Raw genomic sequence first — 23083 nt, forward strand, 5'->3', positions numbered from 1 at the left:
AAACGATTACAATATAATATAACTATACTTACTTAATTCATTGAACGAAGTAAGTGGACATCCAGAAGTAAAGGAGCCGAAAAATGGATATCTTAAGAAAAGGGAATAAGGATTTAATTAAAGATATAAACCGCTACACTGTACTTAATTTGATTCGTGAAAAAGGAGAAATTACTCGGACAGAAATTGCCAAAAAATGCGATTTTGGGATGTCTACGCTAACGTATATTTTAGATGACCTGCAACAAGAAGGCATCATTTTAGAAGGTGCAGAAACATCCTCTACTGGTGGCAGACGTGCCAAACTAGTTAGATTTAATAAAGATTATGGATTTGTTGTTAGTGTGAAAGTGGAAGAGGAACAACTTCTTTTTGCGTTAACAGACTTAAACGCTAAAATTATCGAAAATAGCTCAATCCCATTTTCAGCTGAGAAAAAACCAGAAGAAGCAATTAATTTAATTGCCGAAAATGTGAAGAAGATGTGCAAAAATGGAAATATGAAACATTTACTTGGTGTTGGAATTGCGATTTCTGGTCTTGTAAACCGTAAAAAAGGAATTGTTATTCGTTCCACCATGCTAGGTTGGGAAAATGTGGCATTAGAATCAATGTTAAACATCCACTTCCCCAATATTCCGGTGTATGTCGATAAAAATATAAATTGCTATACGCTCGCAGAATTATGGTTAGGTGAAGGCAAACATTCGAATAACTTTGCAACAGTTTCAGTAGGAGCAGGCCTCGGTTTGTCTGTTGTAATCAATCGCCAAATTTATTATGGATCTCAAGGCGGCGCAGGGGAATTTGGTCACACAACTATTCAACCAGGTGGATATAAGTGTCATTGTGGACAAAAAGGTTGCTTAGAAATGTATGCATCTGAATTTTACTTCCGAAATCGTGGAGAGGAACTTAAGGAAGCTTATCCAACATCTGAATTAAATGACTTTCATTTTGATAGTGTAGCCAAAAGCGCAAGAACAGGCGATGCGTTGGCAACAGAATTAATGGGGAAAATGGGTGAATATTTAGGATACGGAATCCGTAATATCATTAATACCTTTAATCCAGAAAAAGTTATTATTGTTGGAGAAGGCTTGCACCATCGCGACTTATTCTTAACGAAAATCGACGAAATTGCATCACAAAACTTTTTTTCAGGGGCTGGCTTCGAAACGGAAATTACGACAACTTCTTTAGAGGATCCTGCATGGTTGCAAGGTGCGGCTTTACTAGTCATCCACCAATTGTTTCAAGTGCCAATCTATGAAGAAGAACAAACATTACTACGTTAAAAGTTACATAAATTATTTTCAGGAGGTTATTTTTACATGGTTGGTATGACTAGGAAGAAAACTCTCTTTTGGCTGTGTATTTTCTTATTGCCTAATTTACTAGGTTTTCTTATTTTTATCGCAATTCCAATCCTAGGCTCACTCGGTATTAGTTTTACCGATTGGGACCTAGTTAGCACAATTCACTTTACCGGATTTGACAATTATAAAAGATTATTCAATGACCCGGAATTTTGGAAGTCATTTAGAAATACCATCACATTTATTATTGGTTACTTGCCTAGTGTCATGATTCTTGGTTTAGCGTGTGCATTAATGTTAAATCAAAAAATCAAACTTAGACCATTTTTCCGAGCGGTGTATTTCCTGCCCGTAATTACTTCATGGGTAGCAGTTTCGCTAGTATGGAAATGGTTGTTCAATCCGACTTATGGACTTATCAACTACTTCTTATCATTAATTGGTATCACTGGTCCAGACTGGTTGACAGATCCGCATACGGCGATGATTGCTGTTATTATTACGAGTGCGTGGAAAGATATTGGTTTTGTGATGGTGCTATTTTTAGGCGGATTACAAAATATTTCTCCATCTTATTATGAAGCAGCTAATATGGACGGCGCATCAAAACTTCGCCAGTTATTTTCTATTACTATCCCACTGCTTACACCAACCACATTCTTTGTGACGATAATTTCTCTAATCAACTCATTTCAGGTGTTTGACCAGGTGATGATTATGACAGAAGGTGGTCCAAGTGGAGCAACAATGACGCTAGTTCAAAATATTTACAACCATGCATTTAGATACTTTGAAATGGGCTATGCCTCCGCGATGAGTTGGATCTTGTTTATTGTTATTTTCATCATTACAATTATTCAAAATAAACTTCAAAAAAGGTGGTCCAATTACTAATGAAAACAGAAAAAAGTGGTTCACCAAAATGGCAACTATTTAAAAATATTTTAACTTATGTCATTATCTGCCTTGGTGGAATAATTATGATTATGCCATTTATCTGGATGATCTCGACCGCATTCAAGACAGGTGCAGCAAACATGACATTACCACCACAATTTATTCCTGAAGACCCAACAACGGCGAACTTCACTCAAGTATTTGAAATGTTCCCAATGTTCAGGTTCCTAATTAACTCTGTAGTTGTTGCGGTTGTAACGACACTAGGACAGATGTTGTTTTGTTCGATGGCTGCTTACGCTTTCGCTCGTATCCCGTTCTGGGGCAGAGACAAATTATTTTTACTTTATCTTGCAACAATGATGGTACCAGCCCAAGTAACCATGATTCCTCAATTTATTTTGATGAAACAGTTTGGCTGGTTAGATTCTTATGCAGGACTTATCGTACCAGCACTATTTAGCGTATTTGGAACATTTCTATTACGCCAAGCCTTCATGGGTATTCCGAAAGAACTTGAGGAAGCGGCATTCATGGATGGAGCTAATCACTTTACGATTTTCCGTAAAGTTATTTTACCACTTGCGAAACCAACCTTTGCCACACTAGGGATTTTGACATTTATGCAGTCTTGGAACAGTTATTTATGGCCATTAATCGTCACAAGCTCACAAGAAATGGCTACTCTACCTTTAGGATTATCACTTTTACAAGGTAGATATGGAACGAATTACGGTTTGATGATGGCGGGTGTACTTATTAGTGTAATCCCGATTCTAGCAGTGTACCTTTTTGCTCAAAAATATTTCATTCAAGGAATGGCAATGAGCGGAATGAAAGAATAAAAACCAACAAAAAAGGAGCGTTACAAATGAAAAAAGGTTTATTATTATTAATGGTTGTTGTACTGTCCGTATTTGGTCTCTCGGCATGTGGTGGAAGTAGCGGTGATGGGGATAAAACAGAAATTACGTATTATCAATTCTCTGCTCCTGCTGATGGAAAAGCGCTAGATGAAATGGTTAAAGAATTTGAAAAGCAAAATCCTGATATCAAAGTAAAAGTGCAAACAATCGCTTATAATGATTATTTCACAAAACTTCAAACACAAATTGCTGGTGGAGACGCGCCAGATGCCTTTGAACTTAACTACGAAACATTTGTTCAATACGCTGAAAAAGGTGTACTTGCGGACTTAACAAACTATATCAAGGAAGATAAAGATTTTGATCCATCCACATTAAACAAACAAGCATACGATGCCTTCAAATATGAAGATAAACAATACGGCATGGTAGAAAGTTTCTCCAATGTAGTAACAATTTATAATAAAGACCTTTTTGATAAAGCTGGCGTTGATTATCCAACAGCTGACTGGACTTGGAAAGACGAACAGGCAGCAGCAGAAAAATTAACGGATGCTAAAAATAAAGTTTGGGGAACTTCCCAACCAGTAACAATGAATGAATTTTACAAAGTAGCGGCACAAAATGGTGGTTCGATTTTCAATGAAGATATGACAGCTACAACGATTAACAGCCCTGAAAATGTAGAAGCGCTAACACATTTAACAAGTGAAGTGACAGATTCAAAAGTGGCACCATCACCATCTGATTTATCTGGTCAATTACCAGAAGACTTATTCATGAATGGTCAAATCGCTATGCTCCATACAGGTATTTGGTTATTCGATATGTTCCAAGATGCACCATTTAAATGGGATGTGCAAATCGAAGCGGGAAATACACAAAAAGCAACTCACTTCTTCGCTAACGGTATTGGCGTTTCAAAAGACTCAGATAAAAAAGAAGCAGCATTTAAATTTGCATCATTCATGAGTGCGAATGAAGAAGCTGCGAAAATCAGAATTAAAAATAACTGGGAACTTCCAGCAACTGAAAACAAAGAGATTTTGCAACCATATTTAGATGCAACTCCTCCAGATAATAGAGAAGCGGTATTTGAATCCTTACAATATATGGTATTGCCTCCAGTTGTGAAAGATTGGAACAAAATCAGTGATTATACCAATTCAGAATTCGAAAAAGTACTAAATGGCGATTCGACTCCAGAAAAAGCACTGAAAAACAGTGAAAAAAATATTAACGAAACAATGGGTTTTAAATAAGTAAAAAAGTGGCAGGGACGTTTGTAAGTTTCTAGAAATTAGAGCTTAGAAATAAGACTGCCACTTTAGTATATCTAAGGAAGGAAAAGTGTCATGTCTAAATTCACAAAATTAATGCAGGGTTACTTACATTTAATAGAAGGAAAAAATGAAAAAATTAAGCCGATTCTTGTAGAAACAAAGCCTGATCTAGCAAATGATTCCGTACTTGAAATAGCCTCATGGTTATGGCTAAGTAGTAAAATTAATTATTTTAACAAAATAGAAGTAGAACCAGTGATAGCATTTTTGGTAGCAAATTGGGATCGCCCAGAAAAATCAGTTTGGGGTTCTCCAGAAAAAGATATCTATTTAGCAACGATTTCTAGTGTCTACTCTGCTTTGTTAGATGTGAAAAATACTTTCCCTAAACCTGAACTACAACAGACGATTACAACTATTCGCGATTATTGTTTTAATAATTTGCTCAAAGGCGATAGCATTCTAACTGGATTAAGTACTCGAAAAGTTTCTACAGATCAATTACTATCTGTGCTTCCATTTGGCCTTTTTTCACCAGAAGATTTAGTAATGGTCGCTGCAGTGGGTAAAATGGAGCAACAATTAGTACAGGATGACGGTGTTTTGCCTTATTCAGGTGCACCGACAGTTAGTTCTCTTGCAACAGCAATGATGGCTCTTTACTTCTTGGAAAAAAGTGACCAAGATAAAGCGCTACATTACTTAAATATGGCGATGACTCTAGAAGATAATGATAAACTTGGTGAAACTTTCATTGAAATAAATCAAGTGTTCCGTTCGATGGAAAGCGAAGTTGCTGCACACATTTTACATAATCCATTTGGTAATGAAAATCGTTATGAGAAGCAACTTACGGAACGAACGCCGCATTATCCAGAGACAGAAATGCATTTTTCGGCTGCATGTGAAGTGATTTCGGAAGAAGCGGCTATCCAAGTGGAGCTAATTTTAAAAGAAAAAGGCTGGACAATTTTGTGTGAAAAGAAAGAGAAAAATGGTGTGCAAATTTGGGAAGCGCTCGTTCCACCGTTAGAAGAAGTTGGTGAATATACGTATTACTTCCAAGCTACTTTAAAGAACCAAGAAACTTTGGTGTCAGAAGATTATTTAGTGGAACCGATTTGGAAACATTGGTCAGAAGAAGCTGCTGTTTGTGAAACTGAGGAAGGTCTAATGGTGCTGTTTAAGGAAAATCCATCAAGCATATTGCCAGTTGAGTTTGTGATGAACGAGGAAGAGCTTGTTGTACGAATGAGACCGACATTTGACGCGAAAGATGTAAAAACCAAATCCACAGGACGAGTGAAAAAAGCGGATTTAGAGATTGTCATTTCGAATAATCCTGTACGAATGGAAGTTCATTATAAAAATAATTTAATTTTAGAATCGCATAAAATTTATCCAGCGCTTCAATGGTATACTGATAAAACAGGGATAATCAACAAGGTTAAACTTCATTTAGATGCACCTAAAGAAGAAGAGTATTATGGATTTGGAGAAAGATATAATGCACTTGGTCAACGTGGAAATGTGCTTGATTGCTTTGTTTATAACCAATACCGCGATCAAGGAACAAGAACTTATATTCCAATGCCGTTTTACCACACAAACCGTGATTACAGTGTTTTTGTAGATACAGCTCGTTACACTAGTTTTGATTTAGGGAACCAATTAGCCGATAAACATACTATTACTGTCGAAATAAACGGTTGTGATACAGATATTTGCTTGTTACTCGGAGATATTCCAAGTGCAGTTGCAAGTTATATGGAGAAAACTGGCAAACCGGCGATGATACCAGTTTGGGCGCTTGGTCCCTGGATGTCTAGTAACAACTGGGACCGTGAATCCATTGTGCGAACCGAAGTGGAAACTACCCAAGAATTACAAATACCATCTACGGTTGTTGTATTAGAGCAATGGAGCGATGAAGCAACTTATTATATGTTTAATGACGCGGAATATGCTGAAAAAGACCCTTCTGAAGCATACCATTACGATGAAATTAAATTCCCATCATGGGGAAGATGGCCGAATCCAAAGGAAATGGTTAATTATGTTCATGAAAATAATATGAAATTGATTCTATGGCAAATCCCCATCCAAAAATATCTCAATCGCCAGCAACATCCACTAAAAGACCGGGAAGAAGCTTACATGATTGAAAAAGGCTATGTGGTGAAAAATTCAGATGGAACCCCATATCGTATCCCGGAAAATTGGTTTACAGAAAGTTTAATCATGGATTTTTCGAATAAAGAAGGAAAAAAATGGTGGTTTGATAAGCGCCAATACTTAATTGATATCGGTGTAGATGGCTTTAAAACAGACGGCGGTGAATTTGTCTTTGGTGAAGGATTACAATTTGCTGATGGTAGACACGGTGACGAAATGAGAAATCTCTATCCTAATGATTATATTGAAGCTTATTATGATTTTGCACAACAAAATGATGGTATGACGTTTAGTCGTGCTGGATATACTGGTGCACAACGCTTCCCAGCTCACTGGGCGGGTGACGAGCGATCTACATTCGATGCGTTTAGAAGATCCTTAATTGCAGGATTATCAGCAGGATTTTCGGGTATTCCGTTTTGGAGTTTTGATTTTGCTGGATTTAATGGTGACATTCCGACAGCCGAATTATTTATCCGTTCAGCACAAATGGCTACATTTTGCCCAATTATGCAGTATCATGCTGAAAGTAAGGGGGAATTCAATCAAGATCGTACCCCATGGAACATTGCATCAAGAACTGGTGATGATACAGTAATCCCTATTTACCGCCATTTTGCCAATGTACGAATGAATATTTTGCCTTACATTTATAATGAAGCGCGTAAATGTGTCGAAACTGGTTTACCAATGATGCGTGCCCTTTTGCTTGATTATAAAGAAGACCCACGTGTGTCAGATATGTACGATCAATATCTATTTGGTGAAGCGATGCTGATTGCCCCAGTTATTGAAGACGGCGTTCGTTCTCGTGAAGTCTATTTACCAGAAGGGACTTGGTATGACTTCTGGACAGGAATCAAGGTGAATGGACCGACACTACGTAAATGCAAAGCCGAAAAAGAAGAAATTCCTGTATTCATCCGTGGTGGAAAAGCAATCCTTTGTAATGTCGATAGCTCATTACAACTTGGCTCTTGGGTTGGAAATACCGTTGAAAAATACGCAACACCACTGTTAAAAGTCTATTTAGATGAAGATTTCACAGAAGAAATCATGGACCATTTATTAGAGAAATGGTTAGTCGAAGTAACAGAACATGCTGAGGAAATAGTTGTTTCCGTACAAACCAATACACCAAATTATGAAGTTGAAGTGATTGGCGCAACGAAAAAAGTACAAATAAAGAAAGGAAGATAACGATGGACGCTTCCACAAGTTTTGCCATTTTACCATCTAATGTAAAAGAAAAAATCGCTTTTCCACACGAAATTAACTGTGTAAAAACGGCGAGTTGGGCGAATAATTGTTTAACAGGTACACTTGATACTGGTTATTTCAGTTGTTATTTTGTAAATGAAAAAATTGCGCGGGTAATCGTAAACCCATTTGGCGAAGCGGATTCGACTGCTTCAATAGCCGCGATTCATGATACAGCGAAACAAGCTGCCGAATTTGATGAAGCAAGTGATTATTATCAGTTACAATTTGCCGATAAACAAATCATCATTTACAAAGACACATTCCAAATCATTATGAAACAAGCAGGAAAAGTCATTTTTCAAACAGAGGGACTGGCAGTTAATCGAAATAAAGAGCATCAAATCTCCATTCAAAGCAGACCGGAAACAGCTATTTTCGGTCTGGGAGAAAAAACTGGTGGATTGAATAAGGCTGGGTCAATTATAAGTATGTGGAATACAGATGTTTATAGCCCGCATAATAAAGACACGGTCGAAATATACCAATCCATTCCGTTTATGATAGCTGATACAGAAGAAACGACATATGGATTATTTTATGACAACTCTTACCGTACCGAATTTGACTTCCAAAGCTATGAAGATAAATACACGATTTTAGCAGAAGGCGGCCAAGCGAATTTTTATGTTGTTTTTGGCGCGGACGTAAAAGAAGTAGTGGCGAGTTATACGGATTTAACAGGAAAAACCCCGCTTCCTCCAAAATGGTCATTAGGTTACCATCAATCAAGATATAGCTATACGTCAGAGGAAGAAGTAGAACGGATTGCCAACACATTTAAAGAAAAAGAAATTCCGCTTGATTGTGTTTTCATGGATATTCACTACATGGATGATTTCCGAGTATTCACGTTTAATCCAGATACATTTCCAAACGGACCAGAACTAATCGCTCGACTTCGGGAAAAAAATATTGATGTGGTTCCAATTGTTGATCCCGGAATAAAAAAAGATGTTAATTATCCTGTTTATCAAGAAGGAATCAAACATAATTATTTCTGTCGTAAGTTAGAAGGCGAAATTTATTATGGCGAAGTTTGGCCAGGTATCAGTGCTTTTCCAGATTTTCTAAGTACAACTGTTCAAAATTGGTGGGGAAACTTGCATAAGTTTTACACAGATTTAGGAATTCGTGGTATTTGGAATGATATGAACGAACCTTCCGTGTTTAATGAAAGTAAAACAATGGACTTAGATGTGGTACATGATTTGGACGGAAAAAACGTAACTCACAAAGAAGCACATAACTTATATGGCTTGTATATGAGTAAGGCGACTTTTGAAGGATTAAAACGGTTAGTGCCAAATGAACGACCATTTTCACTTACTCGGGCAGGTTATGCAGGAGTGCAGCGGTATTCAGCCGTTTGGACAGGAGATAATCGTAGCCACTGGGAGCATTTAGAAATGTCATTACCGATGATTATGAATTTAGGTTTATCCGGAGTTGCCTTCACTGGCGCAGACGTTGGCGGATTTTCCTCTGATTGCACGAAAGAAATGCTGATACGCTGGACACAAGCAGGTGCGTTTTTACCTTATTTTAGAAATCATTGCGTACAAGATAGTATTTATCAAGAACCATGGGCATTTGGATTAGACGCGGAGAAAATTGTGAAGAAATATATTGAACTTCGCTATGCCTTTTTACCATACATCTACACAGAATTTCAAAAAACAGCGGAAACAGGGCTGCCACTAGTACGACCACTATATACCGAATTTAAAGATGAACGAGACTTAATTCAAGTAAATGACGAGTTTATGCTTGGTGAAAATATTCTTGTGGCTCCGATTGTGCGAGAAGGTCAGGTAAAACGCCTTGTTCGCTTACCAAAAGGAACATGGTTTAACTACTGGACAAAAGAACAATTAGAAGGCGGCGACTACATTATCGCTGACGCACCAATTGATACCATGCCGATTTACATTAAAGCAGGAACAATTTTACCGATTGGAAGTAGCGTTCAAAATACAAAAGAAACCCAAAGTATTGCACTTGAAATCTATTTAGCAAATGGCACGGCATCAGGATACGTGTATAATGATGATGGTAAAAGTTATGAATACCAAAATGGTGGATTCGCCAAAACTGGACTATCAGCTACCTTGCAAAACGGCGAAGTGCAAGTAAAAGCAACTCACAGCGGTAAAGTAAATCTACAGCTAGAAATTACTACAATTCAAGTTTTTGGCGAAAAAACAAACAAAATTACAAGGGCGGGAATCTAAAAAATGAAAGAAAAAGACTGGTGGAAAAAAAGTGTAGTGTATCAAATTTATCCGAAGAGTTTTAATGACTCCAATGGGGATGGCGTTGGGGACATTCAAGGGATTATCGAGAAATTAGACTATCTAAAAAAACTAGGCGTGGATGTAATCTGGTTGTCGCCAGTTTATGACTCACCGCAAGATGATAATGGATATGACATTCGCGATTACCAAAAAATCTATGAAGAATATGGCGATATGGCTACTTTCGATAATTTATTACAAGGGCTTCATGACCGCGATATGAAACTAGTGATGGATCTTGTTGTCAATCACACATCTGATGAGCACAAGTGGTTCGAAGAGTCTCGTAAATCAAAAGATAATCCTTACCGCGATTATTATTTCTGGCGTGAAGAAAACGAAATTAACAACTGGGGCTCGATTTTCAGTGGTCCAGCTTGGGAATTAGACGAAAAAACAGGCGAATATTACTTGCATTTATTCTCCAAAAAACAACCTGATTTAAACTGGGAAAATCCAAAATTACGTCAAGATGTCTATAACATGATGAAATTCTGGCTAGATAAAGGGATTGATGGTTTCCGCATGGACGTAATTAATTTCATTTCTAAAAACACTGATTTCCCAGATGGCCCAGTTGCTGAAGGTCAAACTTATGGAGACGCTGGCAACGATTTTTGTAATGGTCCACGGATTCACGAATTCTTGCGCGAAATGAATCAAGAAGTAACCTCTAATTACGATGTGATGACAGTTGGGGAAATGCCTGGCGCTAGTACAACAGACGCCCAAATCTACACCAACCCAGCTAATAAAGAAGTCGATATGATATTTACTTTTGAACATATGAACTTAGATTCAGACGGAGATAACAAATGGGATTTAAAACCAATTTACCTCCCAGAACTAAAAGAAAATATGTCTGAATGGCAAGTGGCACTTCAAGAAAACGGTTGGAACAGCTTATACTGGAACAATCATGACCAACCACGTATCGTTTCCCGTTTTGGAAATGACAATCGTTTCCGAGTTCGTTCTGCAAAAATGCTTGGGACATGTCTGCACATGATGAAAGGAACGCCGTATATTTATCAAGGGGAAGAAATCGGCATGACAAATGTTCATTTTGAAAGCCTAGATGAATATCGTGATATCGAAACACTCAACATGTACAAAGAACGAAAAGAGCAAGGACACAGCCATGAAAACATTATGGAATCAATCTACACAAAAGGTCGTGACAACGCAAGAACACCTTACCAATGGGACAATAGCCCAAATGCAGGCTTCACAACAGGCACACCTTGGATTAAAGTGAACCCTCGTTATACCGAAATCAATAACGAAGAAGCGCTTAAAAATCCAGATTCCATTTTCTACTACTACCAAAACCTAATCAAATTACGCAAATCAACCGAAATCATCACAACAGGTAACTATCGCTTATTATTACCAAACGATGAAGCCGTATTTGCTTACGAACGCTATACAAATGATGAAAAATTAGTCGTTCTATGTAACTTTACTGAAGACGAACAAATCATTACGGACAAAAATATCTTAAATGACATTAAAAAAGGTACAGTATTAGTAAATAATGTACCAGATATTATAGAAGGAACTTTACGACCATACGAAGCAATCGTTTATCAAGTGAAATAAATAGCCGAAAAGCCATCCGATTTCAGGGTGGTTTTTTTGTTCGATCAAAAATTTATAGTATAATAGAAGGAAATTGATTTATTAGGAGGAATTTCATTGCTATTTGATACGCATGTGCACCTTAACGACGAGGCTTTTGACGATGATATAGAAGAAGTAATAAAGCGAGCACAAGAAAACGATGTAACTCGTATGGCCGTTGTCGGTTTTAACAAAGAAAGCATTGACCGAGCATTAAAACTAGCAGAAAAATACGATTTCATTTCACTAATCGTCGGCTGGCACCCTACAGACGCATTTAGTTTTACTGACGAAGATTTAGAGTGGTTACGCGATTTAGCCCTAACCCATCCAAAAGTAGTTGCTTTAGGCGAAATGGGACTTGATTATCATTGGGATACTTCGCCGAAAGAAACACAATTTGAGGTTTTTCGAAAACAAATTCGTCTAGCCAAAGAAGTGAATTTGCCGATAGTTATTCATAATCGTGAAGCGACCGAAGATATCATTCGAATTTTGCAAGAAGAGCACGCCGAAGAAGTAGGTGGAATTATGCATTGTTTTGGTGAATCAGTCGAAGTAATGGAAGCTTGCCTAGCGATGAATTTTTACATTTCATTCGGCGGAACCGTCACTTTCAAAAACGCCAAATTACCAAAAATTGCAGCTCAGGCTATACCAATTGACCGATTATTAATCGAAACTGACGCTCCATATCTTGCTCCGACACCAAATCGTGGAAAAAGAAACGAACCGGGATACGTCAAGTTAGTTGCCGAAAAAATAGCTGAATTGAAAGAAATGAAATACAGCGAAATCGCAACGCACTCAACGGATAACGCAAAACGGTTGTTTAAAATTAGAGATTAGTTGTAATGAAACTGTAACATAAGTCTGACTCTGTAACCCAATCTTAAGCTTTAAAGATATAAAAATAGGTATTTGGACCAAAACCCTTATTTTATGCCTACGACCAGAGACGTAGAAAAATGACATACTTTTGTTACATTTGATATTTAACAAGCTTTGTTAATTTTAAAACGGCTTCATACCAACGTTTATTTACTAAGTTTGCGCAAATATGAACAATCTATTAAAAAAATTGACAGTTGTTTGCTCCCCTGTATATAATCACTAGCGAAGTAGAAAGGGGAGAAATACATGACCATGGAAAACAGCAGTAACGTAGCCCAATCATCAAAATGGAAATTACCAATCATGATTGCAGGATTTGTTATTGTAGTAGCATTGGTTTTTTATTTCGTTTTCGAAGGAACTAAAAACGATATCACTATAGTAAACGCTGGTGAAAAAATGGAATCAAGAACACACGCTAAAACAGTTTCCGCAGCACTTGATGAAGCAGGAATTAAAGTAAGCGAACATGATGAAATTGCGCCAGGTAAAAATGCAGAAATTAAAGACGGTATGGAAATTAAATATCTTCCAGCCCGTGAAGTTACAATAAATGATAATGGCACAAAGAAAAATGTGTGGAGTACAAAAGAAAATGTTTCTGATTTACTTAAAGACGAAAACATTATAACAAACCCACATGATGTGTTAAACGTAGCATTAGATGATAAATTAAAAGACGGCCTTGAAGTTAACATTAATCGTGCCATTGAACTTTCCTTACAAAACGGAGCAAAAAAAGATACAGTTTGGACAACCAAAACTAGTGTTGGTGATTTACTAACCGAGAAAAATATCAAACTGGACAAAGAAGACCGTGTGTCACCTGCGAAAGACAGTAACTTAAAGGAAAAAATGACCGTACAAGTTACATATGTTGATTCAAAAGCTGATAAGAAAAAAGAGCAAATTAAATTCAATACAGTTTACAAAGAAGATGACAGCCTAAATCAAGGCGTTGAAAAAGTCGTTCAAGAAGGTAAAACTGGTGAAAAAATTGTTGAGTATAAAGTAACATTTGAAAATGGTAAAGAGAAAAAACGCGATGTCATTAAAGAAAATGTTACTGCTGCAAAATCTGATAGAGTAGTTGTTCGTGGTACAAAAGCAAAACCAGTAGTATCGCAAATAGCTAATGCAACACCTGCTAAAAAAGCGTCATCTAGCACTTCATCATCTTCATCGACTCCATCTGGCGGTAAAACATTCACAATGGAATCTACTGCTTATTCAGGTGGTGGAACAACAGCGACAGGAATTAACTTAAGTGCTAATCCAGGAATGAAAGTAGTTGCTGTAGATCCAAGTGTTATTCCACTTGGCTCACGTGTTTGGGTTGAAGGATATGGAGAAGCTATTGCTGGTGATACTGGTGGAGCAATCAAAGGAAATATCGTTGACGTTTATTTCCCAAATGAAAGTTCATGCTACTCATGGGGTAGAAGAACTGTAACCGTAAAAGTGTTAAACTAATAAACGCATAAAAACGAGGCTGACTCATAGGGCCTCGTTTTTTCTTTGTTCAAAATGTGGTATGATGGATATAATTATTTACTAAAAAGGATGTAGTCTTATGAGCGAAAAGCCTGTAATACATGAGTTTATTGTCGTAGAAGGACGCGACGATACAACTGCCATTAATCGTTCTGTCGTTGCGGATACCATCGAGACAAATGGATCAGCCCTTTCACAAGAAACGATTGAAAAAATTAGACATGCGCAACAACTTCGAGGAGTCATTATTTTTACTGACCCGGATTTTCCAGGCGAAAAAATTAGAAAACAAATTGACTCAGCCGTTCCTGGTTGTAAACATGCTTTTATTAATCGCCAAGACGCCTTACCAAAAGCCGGTCGAGGTCTAGGAGTAGAGCATGCTAGTATCACCAATATTCGAGAAGCATTGCAACATTTCCATACAAGCAGCACGCTAGCTGAAAAACAATTTATCTCCAAAGATATTCTAATAAATTTAGGACTTCTAGGTGGGGTTGGTTCAAAAGAACGTAGAGAAAAACTCGGAAACACACTTAAAATTGGCTACACTAACGGAAAACAATTGCAAACTCGTCTAGAATCATTTGCTATTAGTGAAGAACAGTTAGTGGCCGCGTGCCAAAAGATTATGCAGGAGGAAGAGCATGAGTAAAGATATTGCAACACCAGGAAAAACGACAGAAATCCTAAAAAAATATGGTTTCTTATTTAAAAAAAGTTTAGGTCAAAATTTCCTGATTGATAGTAACATTTTGACACGAATTACAGACACAGCTGAAATTAACAAAGAAACAAACGTAATTGAAATCGGTCCAGGGATTGGCGCATTAACAGAACAACTTGCGAAAGCGGCGAAGGAAGTGGTTGCTTTTGAAATCGACCAACGTTTGTTGCCGATTTTAGATGATACATTAAGTGCCTACGATAATATCAAAGTAGTTCACGGCGATGTCCTAAAAGCAAATGTGGAAGAAGTCATTTCTACTCAATTTACCCATCCGGAATTACCTCTGAAAATTGTAGCTAACTTGCCTTATTATGTAACAACACCAATTATTTTAAAACTGCTACATGATAACATTCCAGCTGATTCGATGACTTTCATGCTTCAAAAAGAAGTTGCGGACCGCATTAGTGCAGTTCCAAGTACCAAAAGCTACGGAAGTTTAACAATCGCTATTCAATTCTATATGGAGGCTGAACTAGCATTTATTGTACCGAAAACAGTATTTATGCCGCAACCCAACGTAGATTCAGCAGTCATTCATTTGAAGCGTCGCAAAGAGCCACTAGCGCAGGTAAATGACGAAGAATTTTTCTTTGAAGTAACGCGGGCATCCTTTGCGCAAAGAAGGAAAACATTATGGAATAATCTAGCTTCCAAGTTTCCAGCCCTAAAATCCCGTAAAGAAGAATTAGTAGAAGGTCTAAATGCTATTGGTATAGACTTAATTCGTCGAGGTGAAACGCTAGATATCCCTGAATTTGCTAAATTAAGCAATTTTTTAGCTGATTTTTTAGCAGAAAAATAATTTTTTCAAAAAAAGCGCTTTCTTAGTTGACAGTTAGCACTTACAACTGTTAAAATATTTGGTTATTGATTTATTGGCCCACCTGTGCTATACTATTGATTAGTGAGGTGGAAAATAAATGCCAAAAACCATTGCAAGCATTAAGACGAATTTAGATTCTAGATTAGGTAAAGCATTGACATTGAAAGCAAACGGCGGTCGTAAAAAAACGATTGAACGTTGCGGCATCCTAGCTGAAACATATCCATCCGTTTTCATTGTAGAGCTTGATCAAGATGAAAACAACTTTGAAAGAGTATCCTATAGTTATACGGATATCTTAACAGACGCAGTAGAACTTGTATTTACAGATGATAATAAAGAATTAGCTTTGTAAGAAGCTGAAGTAGCCGAACCGTAAAGCATGGTTCGGTTTTTGCTTTGTTAAAGTGCATTTTAGACTGCCAGCTACATATTTCTTCTTTCGTATGATAGAATAGAAAAAGAGATTTTGAACGCGGAGGCGGGGAAAATGAAAATAAGCGTAACGGCGCCAGCTAAAATTAATCTTTCGCTTGATGCTCTTTACAAACGTGAAGATGGATACCATGAAGTAGAAATGGTAATGACAACGATTGATCTTGCGGATAGACTTTATTTAGAGCGGCTAGATGAGGACGTTATTATATTAGATGTAAAGGCGCACTTTATCCCGGAAGACCGCCGCAATTTAATTTATCAAGCAGCGGCCCTTTTGAAAAAACGTTTTGATGTAAAAGCAGGGGTGCGAATTACGATAGATAAACATATTCCGGTTTCTGCTGGGCTTGCAGGAGGAAGTTCGGATGCAGCAGCAGCACTTAAAGGTCTAAATATTATTTGGGAACTAGGACTTTCAATAGAGGAGCTAGCAGAAATTAGTTCAGAAATTGGCTCTGATATTGCCTTTTGTGTATACGGAGGAACGGCCATTGCAACTGGTCGTGGGGAGAAGATTTCTTCACTTCCTAATATGCCAGGCTGCTGGATTGTACTTGCTAAACCTAGCATTAGTGTATCAACACCAACCATTTATAAAGAGTTACAGATAGATAATGTAGAACATCCTAATACGAGAAAAATGATAGAGGCAATGGAACAAGGAGACTTAGACGGGATTTTTGCCGCTACAGGAAATGTTTTGGAGTCTGTAACGTTAGAAAAGAATCCGCAAGTTAAACGGATTAAAGAACGGATGCTCGCATTTGGTGCTGAGGCGGCTCTAATGAGTGGTAGCGGTCCGACAGTGTTTGCGCTCATCAAACAGTACTCAAGAGCGAAACGCATCTATAATGGCCTACGTGGCTTTTGTGAAGAAGTATATATGGTTAGACCATGGAGTGAGAGTGAAAATGATACTATTAAAAGTTCGGAGGGGTCAGACAAATGAAGATTATTTTTAATGCAGATGATTTTGGAATTAGCCCAGGAGCGGTATATGGCATTTTGGATTCTTACAAACGAGGCGTCGTAAAATCAACGACACTACTTGCCAATAGCCCAGCATTTGATTTAGCAGTTGAGGTAGCAAAAGAAAACCCAGGTCTTGATATCGGCGCGCATTTGACCTTGACTTTCGGCAGACCAATTCTTCAGGGACTTGAAACATTAACTGATGACGATGGTCGTTTTCGTAAAAATTATACTGCACTAGAATCTGGCTTAGCTGATGTAGATATGGGAGAAGTGGAACGCGAATTAACTGCCCAAATCGAGAAAATTTTAGCTGCTGGACTGATGATTTCTCATTTTGATACACATCATTCAATTGAACCGTTAATCTATCCAGTACAACACATGCTTGCAGAAAAGTATGGTGTAAGCTTAAGGCGCCATGCAGATGTTTCTGATTTTGGGACGATTAAAACACCAGATTTCTTTGCTACTGATTTTTATGCAGACGGTGTAAGCTTTGAAACCATTAAAAAATTAGTTCAAAGCTATATTGGTACAAATGATGTAATCGAAATTATGACTCATCCAGCCTTTATTGACGATACGTTACTTCGTATTTCTAGTTATATTCAACCCCGTACGAAAGAACACACCATACTAACATCCAGAGAGTTACAAGCATATTTAGGTCAACAAGAAGTAGAAATTATTAGTTTCCGTGATTTATAAAAAATACTGTCCTGTCAAAGAAAGTTTATTTGGCAGGCTTTTTGTACATTAAAAGAATAAAAGTTGTCAATTTTATAGAAAACGTTTTATAATAGAGAAAATACGGACAAAATACATGGAATTGCTTTTTAATATACGGAATTTATCAAAGGGAGAGAGATTATGAAGATTCGTCGCAGTGAACGATTAATTGATATGACGCAATTTCTTTTATCGCATCCGCGAAAACTAGTGCCGCTTACGATGTTTGCTGAACGTTATGGCTCAGCTAAGTCTTCTATTAGTGAAGATTTGGTCATCATAAAGAAAACGTTTGAAGATAGAGGAATAGGAACGCTTGAAACAGTTCCAGGAGCTGCTGGAGGAGTACAATATATTTCCATCGCTGGGAATGATGATGTGCTAGATTTTGTACACACATTATGTAACCGGATTGCAGAACCGAATCGCTTGTTGCCAGGTGGTTATTTGTATCTTTCTGACTTGTTAGGAGAGCCAGTTACGCTTAAAGCAATTGGGAAAATATTAGCTACAAAATTTAACGGCAAAAAAATAGATGCAATTATGACAGTGGCGACGAAAGGTATTCCGATTGCTCAAGCAGTTGCAGAACACTTAAGCGTACCATTTGTCATCGTAAGAAGAGATAGTAAAGTGACAGAAGGCTCGACGGTAAGCATCAATTACGTTTCAGGTTCTTCCAAACGAATTGAAAAAATGGAACTATCAAAACGTAGTCTAGCGGAAGGCTCCAATGTGGTTATTGTAGATGATTTCATGAAAGCTGGCGGAACTATTAACGGAATGAAAAATTTGCTGGAAGAATTTAATGCTCATTTAGTTGGCATTGGGGTGCTAGTTGAATCGGAGTATGCGGAAGAACGCTTAGTAGATGATTATGTGTCACTTGTGAAAATTAAAAATGTCAACATGAAAGAAAAACAAATCGAAGTGGTTGATGGGAATTATTTTAATAGTTAAGTAAGCGACCTTGGAGAAATCTAGGGTTGTTCTTTTGTTGTGAACAAATCAGCCTTGCGATGTACTTCACTCACTTAAGTTTTATGGTAAAATAAATCCTATCATTGTTACATAAAATATAAGGCTTCCAAATACTTGGGGCAGAAGGAGAACATTCATGAAAAAATGGGTTAAATGGTTAATTGTTATTGTTATTATCGCAGTTGTAGCCGTTGGTGCGGTTATGTTGCTTGGAAAAGATAGCGGTTCTGTAACACAAGAGAAATTAGTTACAACAAAAGTGAAACAAGGAGAAATGAAAATAAACGCTACCGGAACAGGGGCGATTTCACCAGAAAACACACAAGTTCCTGATTATGACGAACTTCAATTAGTAGCGCAAATGGACGAGCTTGATATTCCAAACATCAAGAAAGACCAAGAAGTAAAAGTTACTGTAACAGCACTTCCTGATAAAACTTACACAGGAAAAGTGAAAGAAATCGCGGAACAAGGTCAGGTACAAAACGGTGTGTCTAGTTTTTCAGTAATTATCTCACTTGATAAAACAGACGATCTAAAAGCAGGAATGACAGCAGATGCATCTATTTTAGTTAATGAGAAAAAAGATGCGCTTTATGTACCGATTGAGGCAGTTCAAAAAGATAGCGACGATAAATACTATGTGCTAGTTCCAGAAGAAAAAGATAATGGTAAAACAAAGAAAGTGAAAAAATTTGTAGAGACAGGTCTGCATAACGAAGACAATATTGAAATCACTAAAGGTGTTAAAAAAGACGAAAAAGTAATCCTTCCTACACAAGAAACTGAGACAATACCTGGTGCACCAAGCTAAGTTTTTTGTGAATATGATTCAGATAAATTGTATGAAGGAGGGATAAACATGCCAAAACCGCTAATTGACATGAAAAATTTAACAAAAACGTATACGCTAGGCGGAGAAACTTTTAAGGCATTAGACGATGTTACTTTTACCGTTGATCAAGGTGAATTTTTATCCATCGTTGGTCCATCTGGTTCAGGAAAATCAACGTTAATGAATATGATTGGCTGTTTAGATGTACCAGATGAAGGAAGTTATCATCTTGATGACGTAGATGTCTTTAAGCTCAGTGATAACAAACTATCCGAAATTAGAAATAAGAAAATCGGCTTTATTTTCCAGCAGTTCAATCTGCTTCCGAAATTATCTGCATTTGAAAATGTGGAACTACCGTTAATCTATGCAGGATTAAGTGTTTCTGCACGTGAAAAGGCTGCTCTCGAATGTTTAGAAAAAGTTGGTTTGCTTGAAAAACGAAGAAATTTACCAACTCAGCTTTCTGGTGGACAGCAACAACGTGTAGCGATTGCAAGAGCACTTGCTGGCAAACCACAAATTCTTTTAGCTGATGAACCAACTGGAGCGCTCGACTCTAAAACCGGTAAAGAAGTGATGGGTATTCTTCAAGAATTGAATCGCGCGGGAAATACTATTGTCATGATTACGCATGATCCAACCATTGCCTCTTATGGAACAAGAAGTATTCGTATTCAAGACGGTAAATTATTTCATGAGGAGGCGACGAAAGCATGAACGTTCTCCAAAGCATGAAAATGGCATGGAAACAATTAAAAGCAAGTAAGCTCAGATCTTTTTTGACCATGTTAGGTATCATCATTGGTGTAGCATCTGTTATCCTACTAGTCTCGCTAGGGAATGGAGTCACGCAAGAAGTTGACGAACAAATGGGGGATTTAGGTTCCAATTTAATCACGGTAGTTAATAGTTCAGTTAATCCTAATGATAAATACACCTATGATGAAGTAATGAAGTATCAAAATATTGATGGAGTGAAAAGCGTCTCTCCAGAATTATCTGGACAAGTAAATGCGACATTTGATTATAAAAACTCAAGTAATAAAGTTATAGGTACAAACGATCAGTACAAAGCAGCTCGTAGTTTGGAAATGAGCGAAGGGCGCTTCTTGCTACCAATTGATACTGAATATGGTCAGAAGGTGGCTGTAATAGGTTCTACGGTAGCGAGCGACTTGTTTGGTTTCGGAAATCCAATTGGTGAAACAATTAGACTCAACGGAATGCCTTACAAAGTAGTTGGAGTTCTAAAAGAAAAAGGCGCTTCGATGATGGGTTCAAGTGATGACCAAATCTTCATCCCGATTTCTTCTGCGCAAAGATTATTAAAAGATACAAATGTCCGAACCATTTATGTAGAGACAAAAACAGCGGAAGATGTTGATTTTGTTGTAAATACATTAGAATCTCGTTTAGCAATCAAGTTTGGTGACGAGAAAGAGCAAGAAGAAAATGCTTCTTCCGCTCAAATGGGACCATCGTATCAAGTTATTAACCAACAAGAAATTTTAAATGCGTTTAATACAATTAGTACTACGTTAACCACTGCGCTTGGTGCGATTGCTGCAATATCACTTGTGGTAGGTGGTATCGGAATAATGAACATTATGCTTGTTTCAGTTAGTGAACGGACGAGAGAAATTGGTATCAGAAAAGCGCTAGGAGCTAAAAAAAGAGCAATTTTGCTTCAATTCCTAATCGAATCCATTGTTATTAGTGTTTGTGGTGGGATTATCGGAATTATAATCGGGGTATCTGGTGCGCTGATATTCGGGTCAGTTGCTGGCATATCTTCGGGTATTACAGCGGGGACAATTATCTTCTCCTTTGTATTCTCCTTGTGTATCGGTATAATCTTTGGGATTGCTCCAGCCAATAAAGCATCAAAACTACGACCAATTGATGCATTAAGGTCTGAATAAGTAGAGTAAAGAATTCGGAATCATTGATTTCGAATTCTTTTTTTTGTACTAAATTAGACATGTTTATGTATAAAAAAGCCATAAGTTGTCTTGTCATCTAGATTTAACATTTTTGTCACAATTAAGTGTTTTCAAACATCGAATCAAGTTATTTAAGTTCAAAAAATCTTTTAAATATGCATTATATCAGTGTTTTTGAGGGGTGCACACTTTGTTAACAATTAATTTATGTGGAAATTGAAAAAAGTCTAAGTGTAAAAAATTATGTGCTATTATCTGCGGAATGCTTGGTTTATTGTATACAATTATTTCTGAAAAATGATTTAATTTCAACCGTTTTACTGGTGTTATTACCCATAAAATAGTATGATAAATACATTGCAAGACAGTTCTAGCAGTGGATTAGAAGTTTTTTTGGTGAAAATATACAACATTGTATACAAAGATGCTTTTGCAACGAACAATCTGTAAATGTCAATACTTTTTACGGAAAAACTATTTTTTTTGATTTCGAATTCACAAAGTTGTCAAATTTAGTTTTTTTTATTATTATGTTCATAGGGAAGAATTTTACGTAAATGTTGCTTGTTTCAAAAAAGCGATTTTTTCTATGGGGGAATTTTTCTCGAGTGTGTACTTAATGTTGCATGTGAGCATTGGTTACTAACAGAGCAACTAGAATAAGGTGGTGAAGATAATGGAGATTACAGATGTGAGATTACGACGTGTTGAGACAGATGGGAGAATGAAAGCTATTTCTTCAATAACGATTGATGGTGAGTTTGTTATTCACGACATTCGTGTTATCGATGGCAACGAGGGACTGTTCGTAGCTATGCCAAGCAAACGTACGCCGGATGGAGAGTTTAGAGATATTGCACATCCTATTAACTCAAACACCCGTGCAAAAATTCAAGAAGCTGTTTTAGCTGCTTATGAAGTAGCGGAAGAACCAACTGCAACTGAAGAAAAATCTGCTGACGAAAGTGTTGCAGAAGAGAATTAAAAAAATCCTCATTTTAGGAAGAACATTGTTATGAACAGCTTGAGAAGGGGATTTAATTAAACCTGATGTTTGGCTGGGAAAAGCATATTCTTTTTGATCGAGGCAAATGGGATAAGGAGTGACTAATAATGCAAGTAACAGATGTGAGATTACGTCGTGTAGAAACTGATGGAAGAATGAGAGCAATTGCTTCAATCACTTTAGATGAGGAATTTGTAGTTCATGATATTCGCGTTATTGATGGGAATAACGGTTTATTCGTAGCTATGCCAAGTAAACGTGGCGTTGACGGAGAGTTCCGTGATATCGCTCACCCAATTAATTCTGACACTCGTGCAAAAATTCAAGAAGTTGTTTTAGCTGAATATGTGCGCGTTGGAGAAGAAGAAGCAAGTGCAGTAACAGAAGAAGAATCTGAATCTGTTTCTGCTGAATAATTAAAAATTTCCAAGGGCTAGCCAATTGCTAGCCCTTTTTGTGTCTTTAAATTTTGAAAAAATGATAAATAGCCTTGGTCTTCCATTTTGGCT

20 protein-coding genes are annotated in these 23083 nt (G+C 37.2%); all 20 read left to right on the forward strand.

Annotated features, from left to right (window positions below):
• Nucleotides 1-83: 83 nt before the first annotated feature.
• On the forward strand, nt 84-1298 hold the full coding sequence (locus JL53_RS01285) for an ROK family transcriptional regulator (RefSeq protein WP_038406520.1): 1215 nt from the start codon (nt 84-86) through the stop codon (nt 1296-1298).
• A 36-nt stretch (nt 1299-1334) separates the two neighbouring features.
• A complete protein-coding gene (locus JL53_RS01290; protein ID WP_038406521.1) occupies nt 1335-2213 on the forward strand; it encodes a carbohydrate ABC transporter permease in 879 nt (292 codons plus the stop codon).
• Nucleotides 2213-3061, forward strand: a complete 849-nt coding sequence (locus JL53_RS01295) for a carbohydrate ABC transporter permease (protein ID WP_003745211.1) — start codon at nt 2213-2215, stop codon at nt 3059-3061. The genes JL53_RS01290 and JL53_RS01295 overlap by 1 nt, the downstream gene beginning before the upstream one ends.
• A gap of 26 nt (nt 3062-3087) precedes the next feature.
• Entirely contained in the window at nt 3088-4344 is a 1257-nt protein-coding gene (locus JL53_RS01300) for an ABC transporter substrate-binding protein (RefSeq protein ID WP_038406522.1), read from the forward strand.
• A gap of 93 nt (nt 4345-4437) precedes the next feature.
• A complete protein-coding gene (locus tag JL53_RS01305) occupies nt 4438-7740 on the forward strand; it encodes a glycoside hydrolase family 31 protein (protein ID WP_038406523.1) in 3303 nt (1100 codons plus the stop codon).
• 2 nt (nt 7741-7742) lie between these two features.
• The gene (locus tag JL53_RS01310; RefSeq protein ID WP_038406524.1) at nt 7743-10034 is read left to right on the forward strand and encodes a glycoside hydrolase family 31 protein; all 2292 of its coding nucleotides are present in this window, start codon (nt 7743-7745) and stop codon (nt 10032-10034) included.
• A 3-nt stretch (nt 10035-10037) separates the two neighbouring features.
• A complete protein-coding gene (locus tag JL53_RS01315) occupies nt 10038-11699 on the forward strand; it encodes a glycoside hydrolase family 13 protein (RefSeq protein WP_038406525.1) in 1662 nt (553 codons plus the stop codon).
• A 96-nt stretch (nt 11700-11795) separates the two neighbouring features.
• On the forward strand, nt 11796-12569 hold the full coding sequence (locus JL53_RS01320; protein ID WP_038406526.1) for a TatD family hydrolase: 774 nt from the start codon (nt 11796-11798) through the stop codon (nt 12567-12569).
• A gap of 291 nt (nt 12570-12860) precedes the next feature.
• Nucleotides 12861-14087 carry a resuscitation-promoting factor gene (locus tag JL53_RS01325; RefSeq protein WP_038406528.1) on the forward strand — a complete coding sequence of 409 codons (1227 nt, stop codon included), beginning with the start codon at nt 12861-12863 and terminating at the stop codon, nt 14085-14087.
• A 100-nt stretch (nt 14088-14187) separates the two neighbouring features.
• Nucleotides 14188-14763, forward strand: a complete 576-nt coding sequence (rnmV, locus tag JL53_RS01330) for a ribonuclease M5 (RefSeq protein WP_003718259.1) — start codon at nt 14188-14190, stop codon at nt 14761-14763.
• Complete coding sequence (gene rsmA / locus JL53_RS01335; protein WP_038406529.1) at nt 14756-15643, forward strand: 16S rRNA (adenine(1518)-N(6)/adenine(1519)-N(6))-dimethyltransferase RsmA; 888 nt, start codon at nt 14756-14758, stop codon at nt 15641-15643. Before rnmV ends, rsmA begins: the two co-directional genes overlap by 8 nt.
• Nucleotides 15644-15761: 118 nt before the next feature.
• On the forward strand, nt 15762-16019 hold the full coding sequence (gene veg, locus JL53_RS01340; protein WP_003718261.1) for a biofilm formation stimulator Veg: 258 nt from the start codon (nt 15762-15764) through the stop codon (nt 16017-16019).
• Between the two features lie 135 nt (nt 16020-16154).
• The gene (gene ispE / locus JL53_RS01345; RefSeq protein ID WP_038406530.1) at nt 16155-17051 is read left to right on the forward strand and encodes a 4-(cytidine 5'-diphospho)-2-C-methyl-D-erythritol kinase; all 897 of its coding nucleotides are present in this window, start codon (nt 16155-16157) and stop codon (nt 17049-17051) included.
• Nucleotides 17048-17785, forward strand: a complete 738-nt coding sequence (locus tag JL53_RS01350) for a carbohydrate deacetylase (protein WP_038406531.1) — start codon at nt 17048-17050, stop codon at nt 17783-17785. Before ispE ends, JL53_RS01350 begins: the two co-directional genes overlap by 4 nt.
• A 162-nt stretch (nt 17786-17947) precedes the next feature.
• Nucleotides 17948-18766 (forward strand): pur operon repressor, encoded by an 819-nt coding sequence (purR, locus tag JL53_RS01355; RefSeq protein WP_003718264.1) that lies wholly within the window; start codon nt 17948-17950, stop codon nt 18764-18766.
• A gap of 157 nt (nt 18767-18923) precedes the next feature.
• Entirely contained in the window at nt 18924-19601 is a 678-nt protein-coding gene (locus JL53_RS01360; RefSeq protein WP_003718265.1) for an efflux RND transporter periplasmic adaptor subunit, read from the forward strand.
• A gap of 48 nt (nt 19602-19649) precedes the next feature.
• Complete coding sequence (locus tag JL53_RS01365; RefSeq protein WP_014091728.1) at nt 19650-20342, forward strand: ABC transporter ATP-binding protein; 693 nt, start codon at nt 19650-19652, stop codon at nt 20340-20342.
• Nucleotides 20339-21547 (forward strand): ABC transporter permease, encoded by a 1209-nt coding sequence (locus tag JL53_RS01370; protein ID WP_003718268.1) that lies wholly within the window; start codon nt 20339-20341, stop codon nt 21545-21547. The genes JL53_RS01365 and JL53_RS01370 overlap by 4 nt, the downstream gene beginning before the upstream one ends.
• A gap of 697 nt (nt 21548-22244) precedes the next feature.
• Nucleotides 22245-22553 (forward strand): septation regulator SpoVG, encoded by a 309-nt coding sequence (gene spoVG / locus JL53_RS01375; protein ID WP_038406532.1) that lies wholly within the window; start codon nt 22245-22247, stop codon nt 22551-22553.
• A 128-nt stretch (nt 22554-22681) separates the two neighbouring features.
• Nucleotides 22682-22990 carry a septation regulator SpoVG gene (spoVG, locus tag JL53_RS01380; protein WP_003750671.1) on the forward strand — a complete coding sequence of 103 codons (309 nt, stop codon included), beginning with the start codon at nt 22682-22684 and terminating at the stop codon, nt 22988-22990.
• Nucleotides 22991-23083: the final 93 nt, after the last annotated feature.

Source organism: Listeria ivanovii subsp. londoniensis (assembly GCF_000763495.1).
Lineage (GTDB): Bacteria > Bacillota > Bacilli > Lactobacillales > Listeriaceae > Listeria > Listeria londoniensis.

Coding starts and splice junctions, on each gene's coding strand:
- JL53_RS01350 (WP_038406531.1), top strand. CDS start 17,048: ATGAAGATTATTTTTAATGCAGATGATTTTGGAATTAGCCCAGGAGCG.
- JL53_RS01370 (WP_003718268.1), top strand. CDS start 20,339: ATGAACGTTCTCCAAAGCATGAAAATGGCATGGAAACAATTAAAAGCA.
- JL53_RS01285 (WP_038406520.1), top strand. CDS start 84: ATGGATATCTTAAGAAAAGGGAATAAGGATTTAATTAAAGATATAAAC.
- purR (WP_003718264.1), top strand. CDS start 17,948: ATGAAGATTCGTCGCAGTGAACGATTAATTGATATGACGCAATTTCTT.
- JL53_RS01310 (WP_038406524.1), top strand. CDS start 7,743: ATGGACGCTTCCACAAGTTTTGCCATTTTACCATCTAATGTAAAAGAA.
- JL53_RS01295 (WP_003745211.1), top strand. CDS start 2,213: ATGAAAACAGAAAAAAGTGGTTCACCAAAATGGCAACTATTTAAAAAT.
- JL53_RS01305 (WP_038406523.1), top strand. CDS start 4,438: ATGTCTAAATTCACAAAATTAATGCAGGGTTACTTACATTTAATAGAA.
- JL53_RS01300 (WP_038406522.1), top strand. CDS start 3,088: ATGAAAAAAGGTTTATTATTATTAATGGTTGTTGTACTGTCCGTATTT.
- rnmV (WP_003718259.1), top strand. CDS start 14,188: ATGAGCGAAAAGCCTGTAATACATGAGTTTATTGTCGTAGAAGGACGC.
- JL53_RS01325 (WP_038406528.1), top strand. CDS start 12,861: ATGACCATGGAAAACAGCAGTAACGTAGCCCAATCATCAAAATGGAAA.
- spoVG (WP_038406532.1), top strand. CDS start 22,245: ATGGAGATTACAGATGTGAGATTACGACGTGTTGAGACAGATGGGAGA.
- JL53_RS01365 (WP_014091728.1), top strand. CDS start 19,650: ATGCCAAAACCGCTAATTGACATGAAAAATTTAACAAAAACGTATACG.
- JL53_RS01360 (WP_003718265.1), top strand. CDS start 18,924: ATGAAAAAATGGGTTAAATGGTTAATTGTTATTGTTATTATCGCAGTT.
- spoVG (WP_003750671.1), top strand. CDS start 22,682: ATGCAAGTAACAGATGTGAGATTACGTCGTGTAGAAACTGATGGAAGA.
- JL53_RS01290 (WP_038406521.1), top strand. CDS start 1,335: ATGGTTGGTATGACTAGGAAGAAAACTCTCTTTTGGCTGTGTATTTTC.
- rsmA (WP_038406529.1), top strand. CDS start 14,756: ATGAGTAAAGATATTGCAACACCAGGAAAAACGACAGAAATCCTAAAA.
- ispE (WP_038406530.1), top strand. CDS start 16,155: ATGAAAATAAGCGTAACGGCGCCAGCTAAAATTAATCTTTCGCTTGAT.
- JL53_RS01315 (WP_038406525.1), top strand. CDS start 10,038: ATGAAAGAAAAAGACTGGTGGAAAAAAAGTGTAGTGTATCAAATTTAT.
- veg (WP_003718261.1), top strand. CDS start 15,762: ATGCCAAAAACCATTGCAAGCATTAAGACGAATTTAGATTCTAGATTA.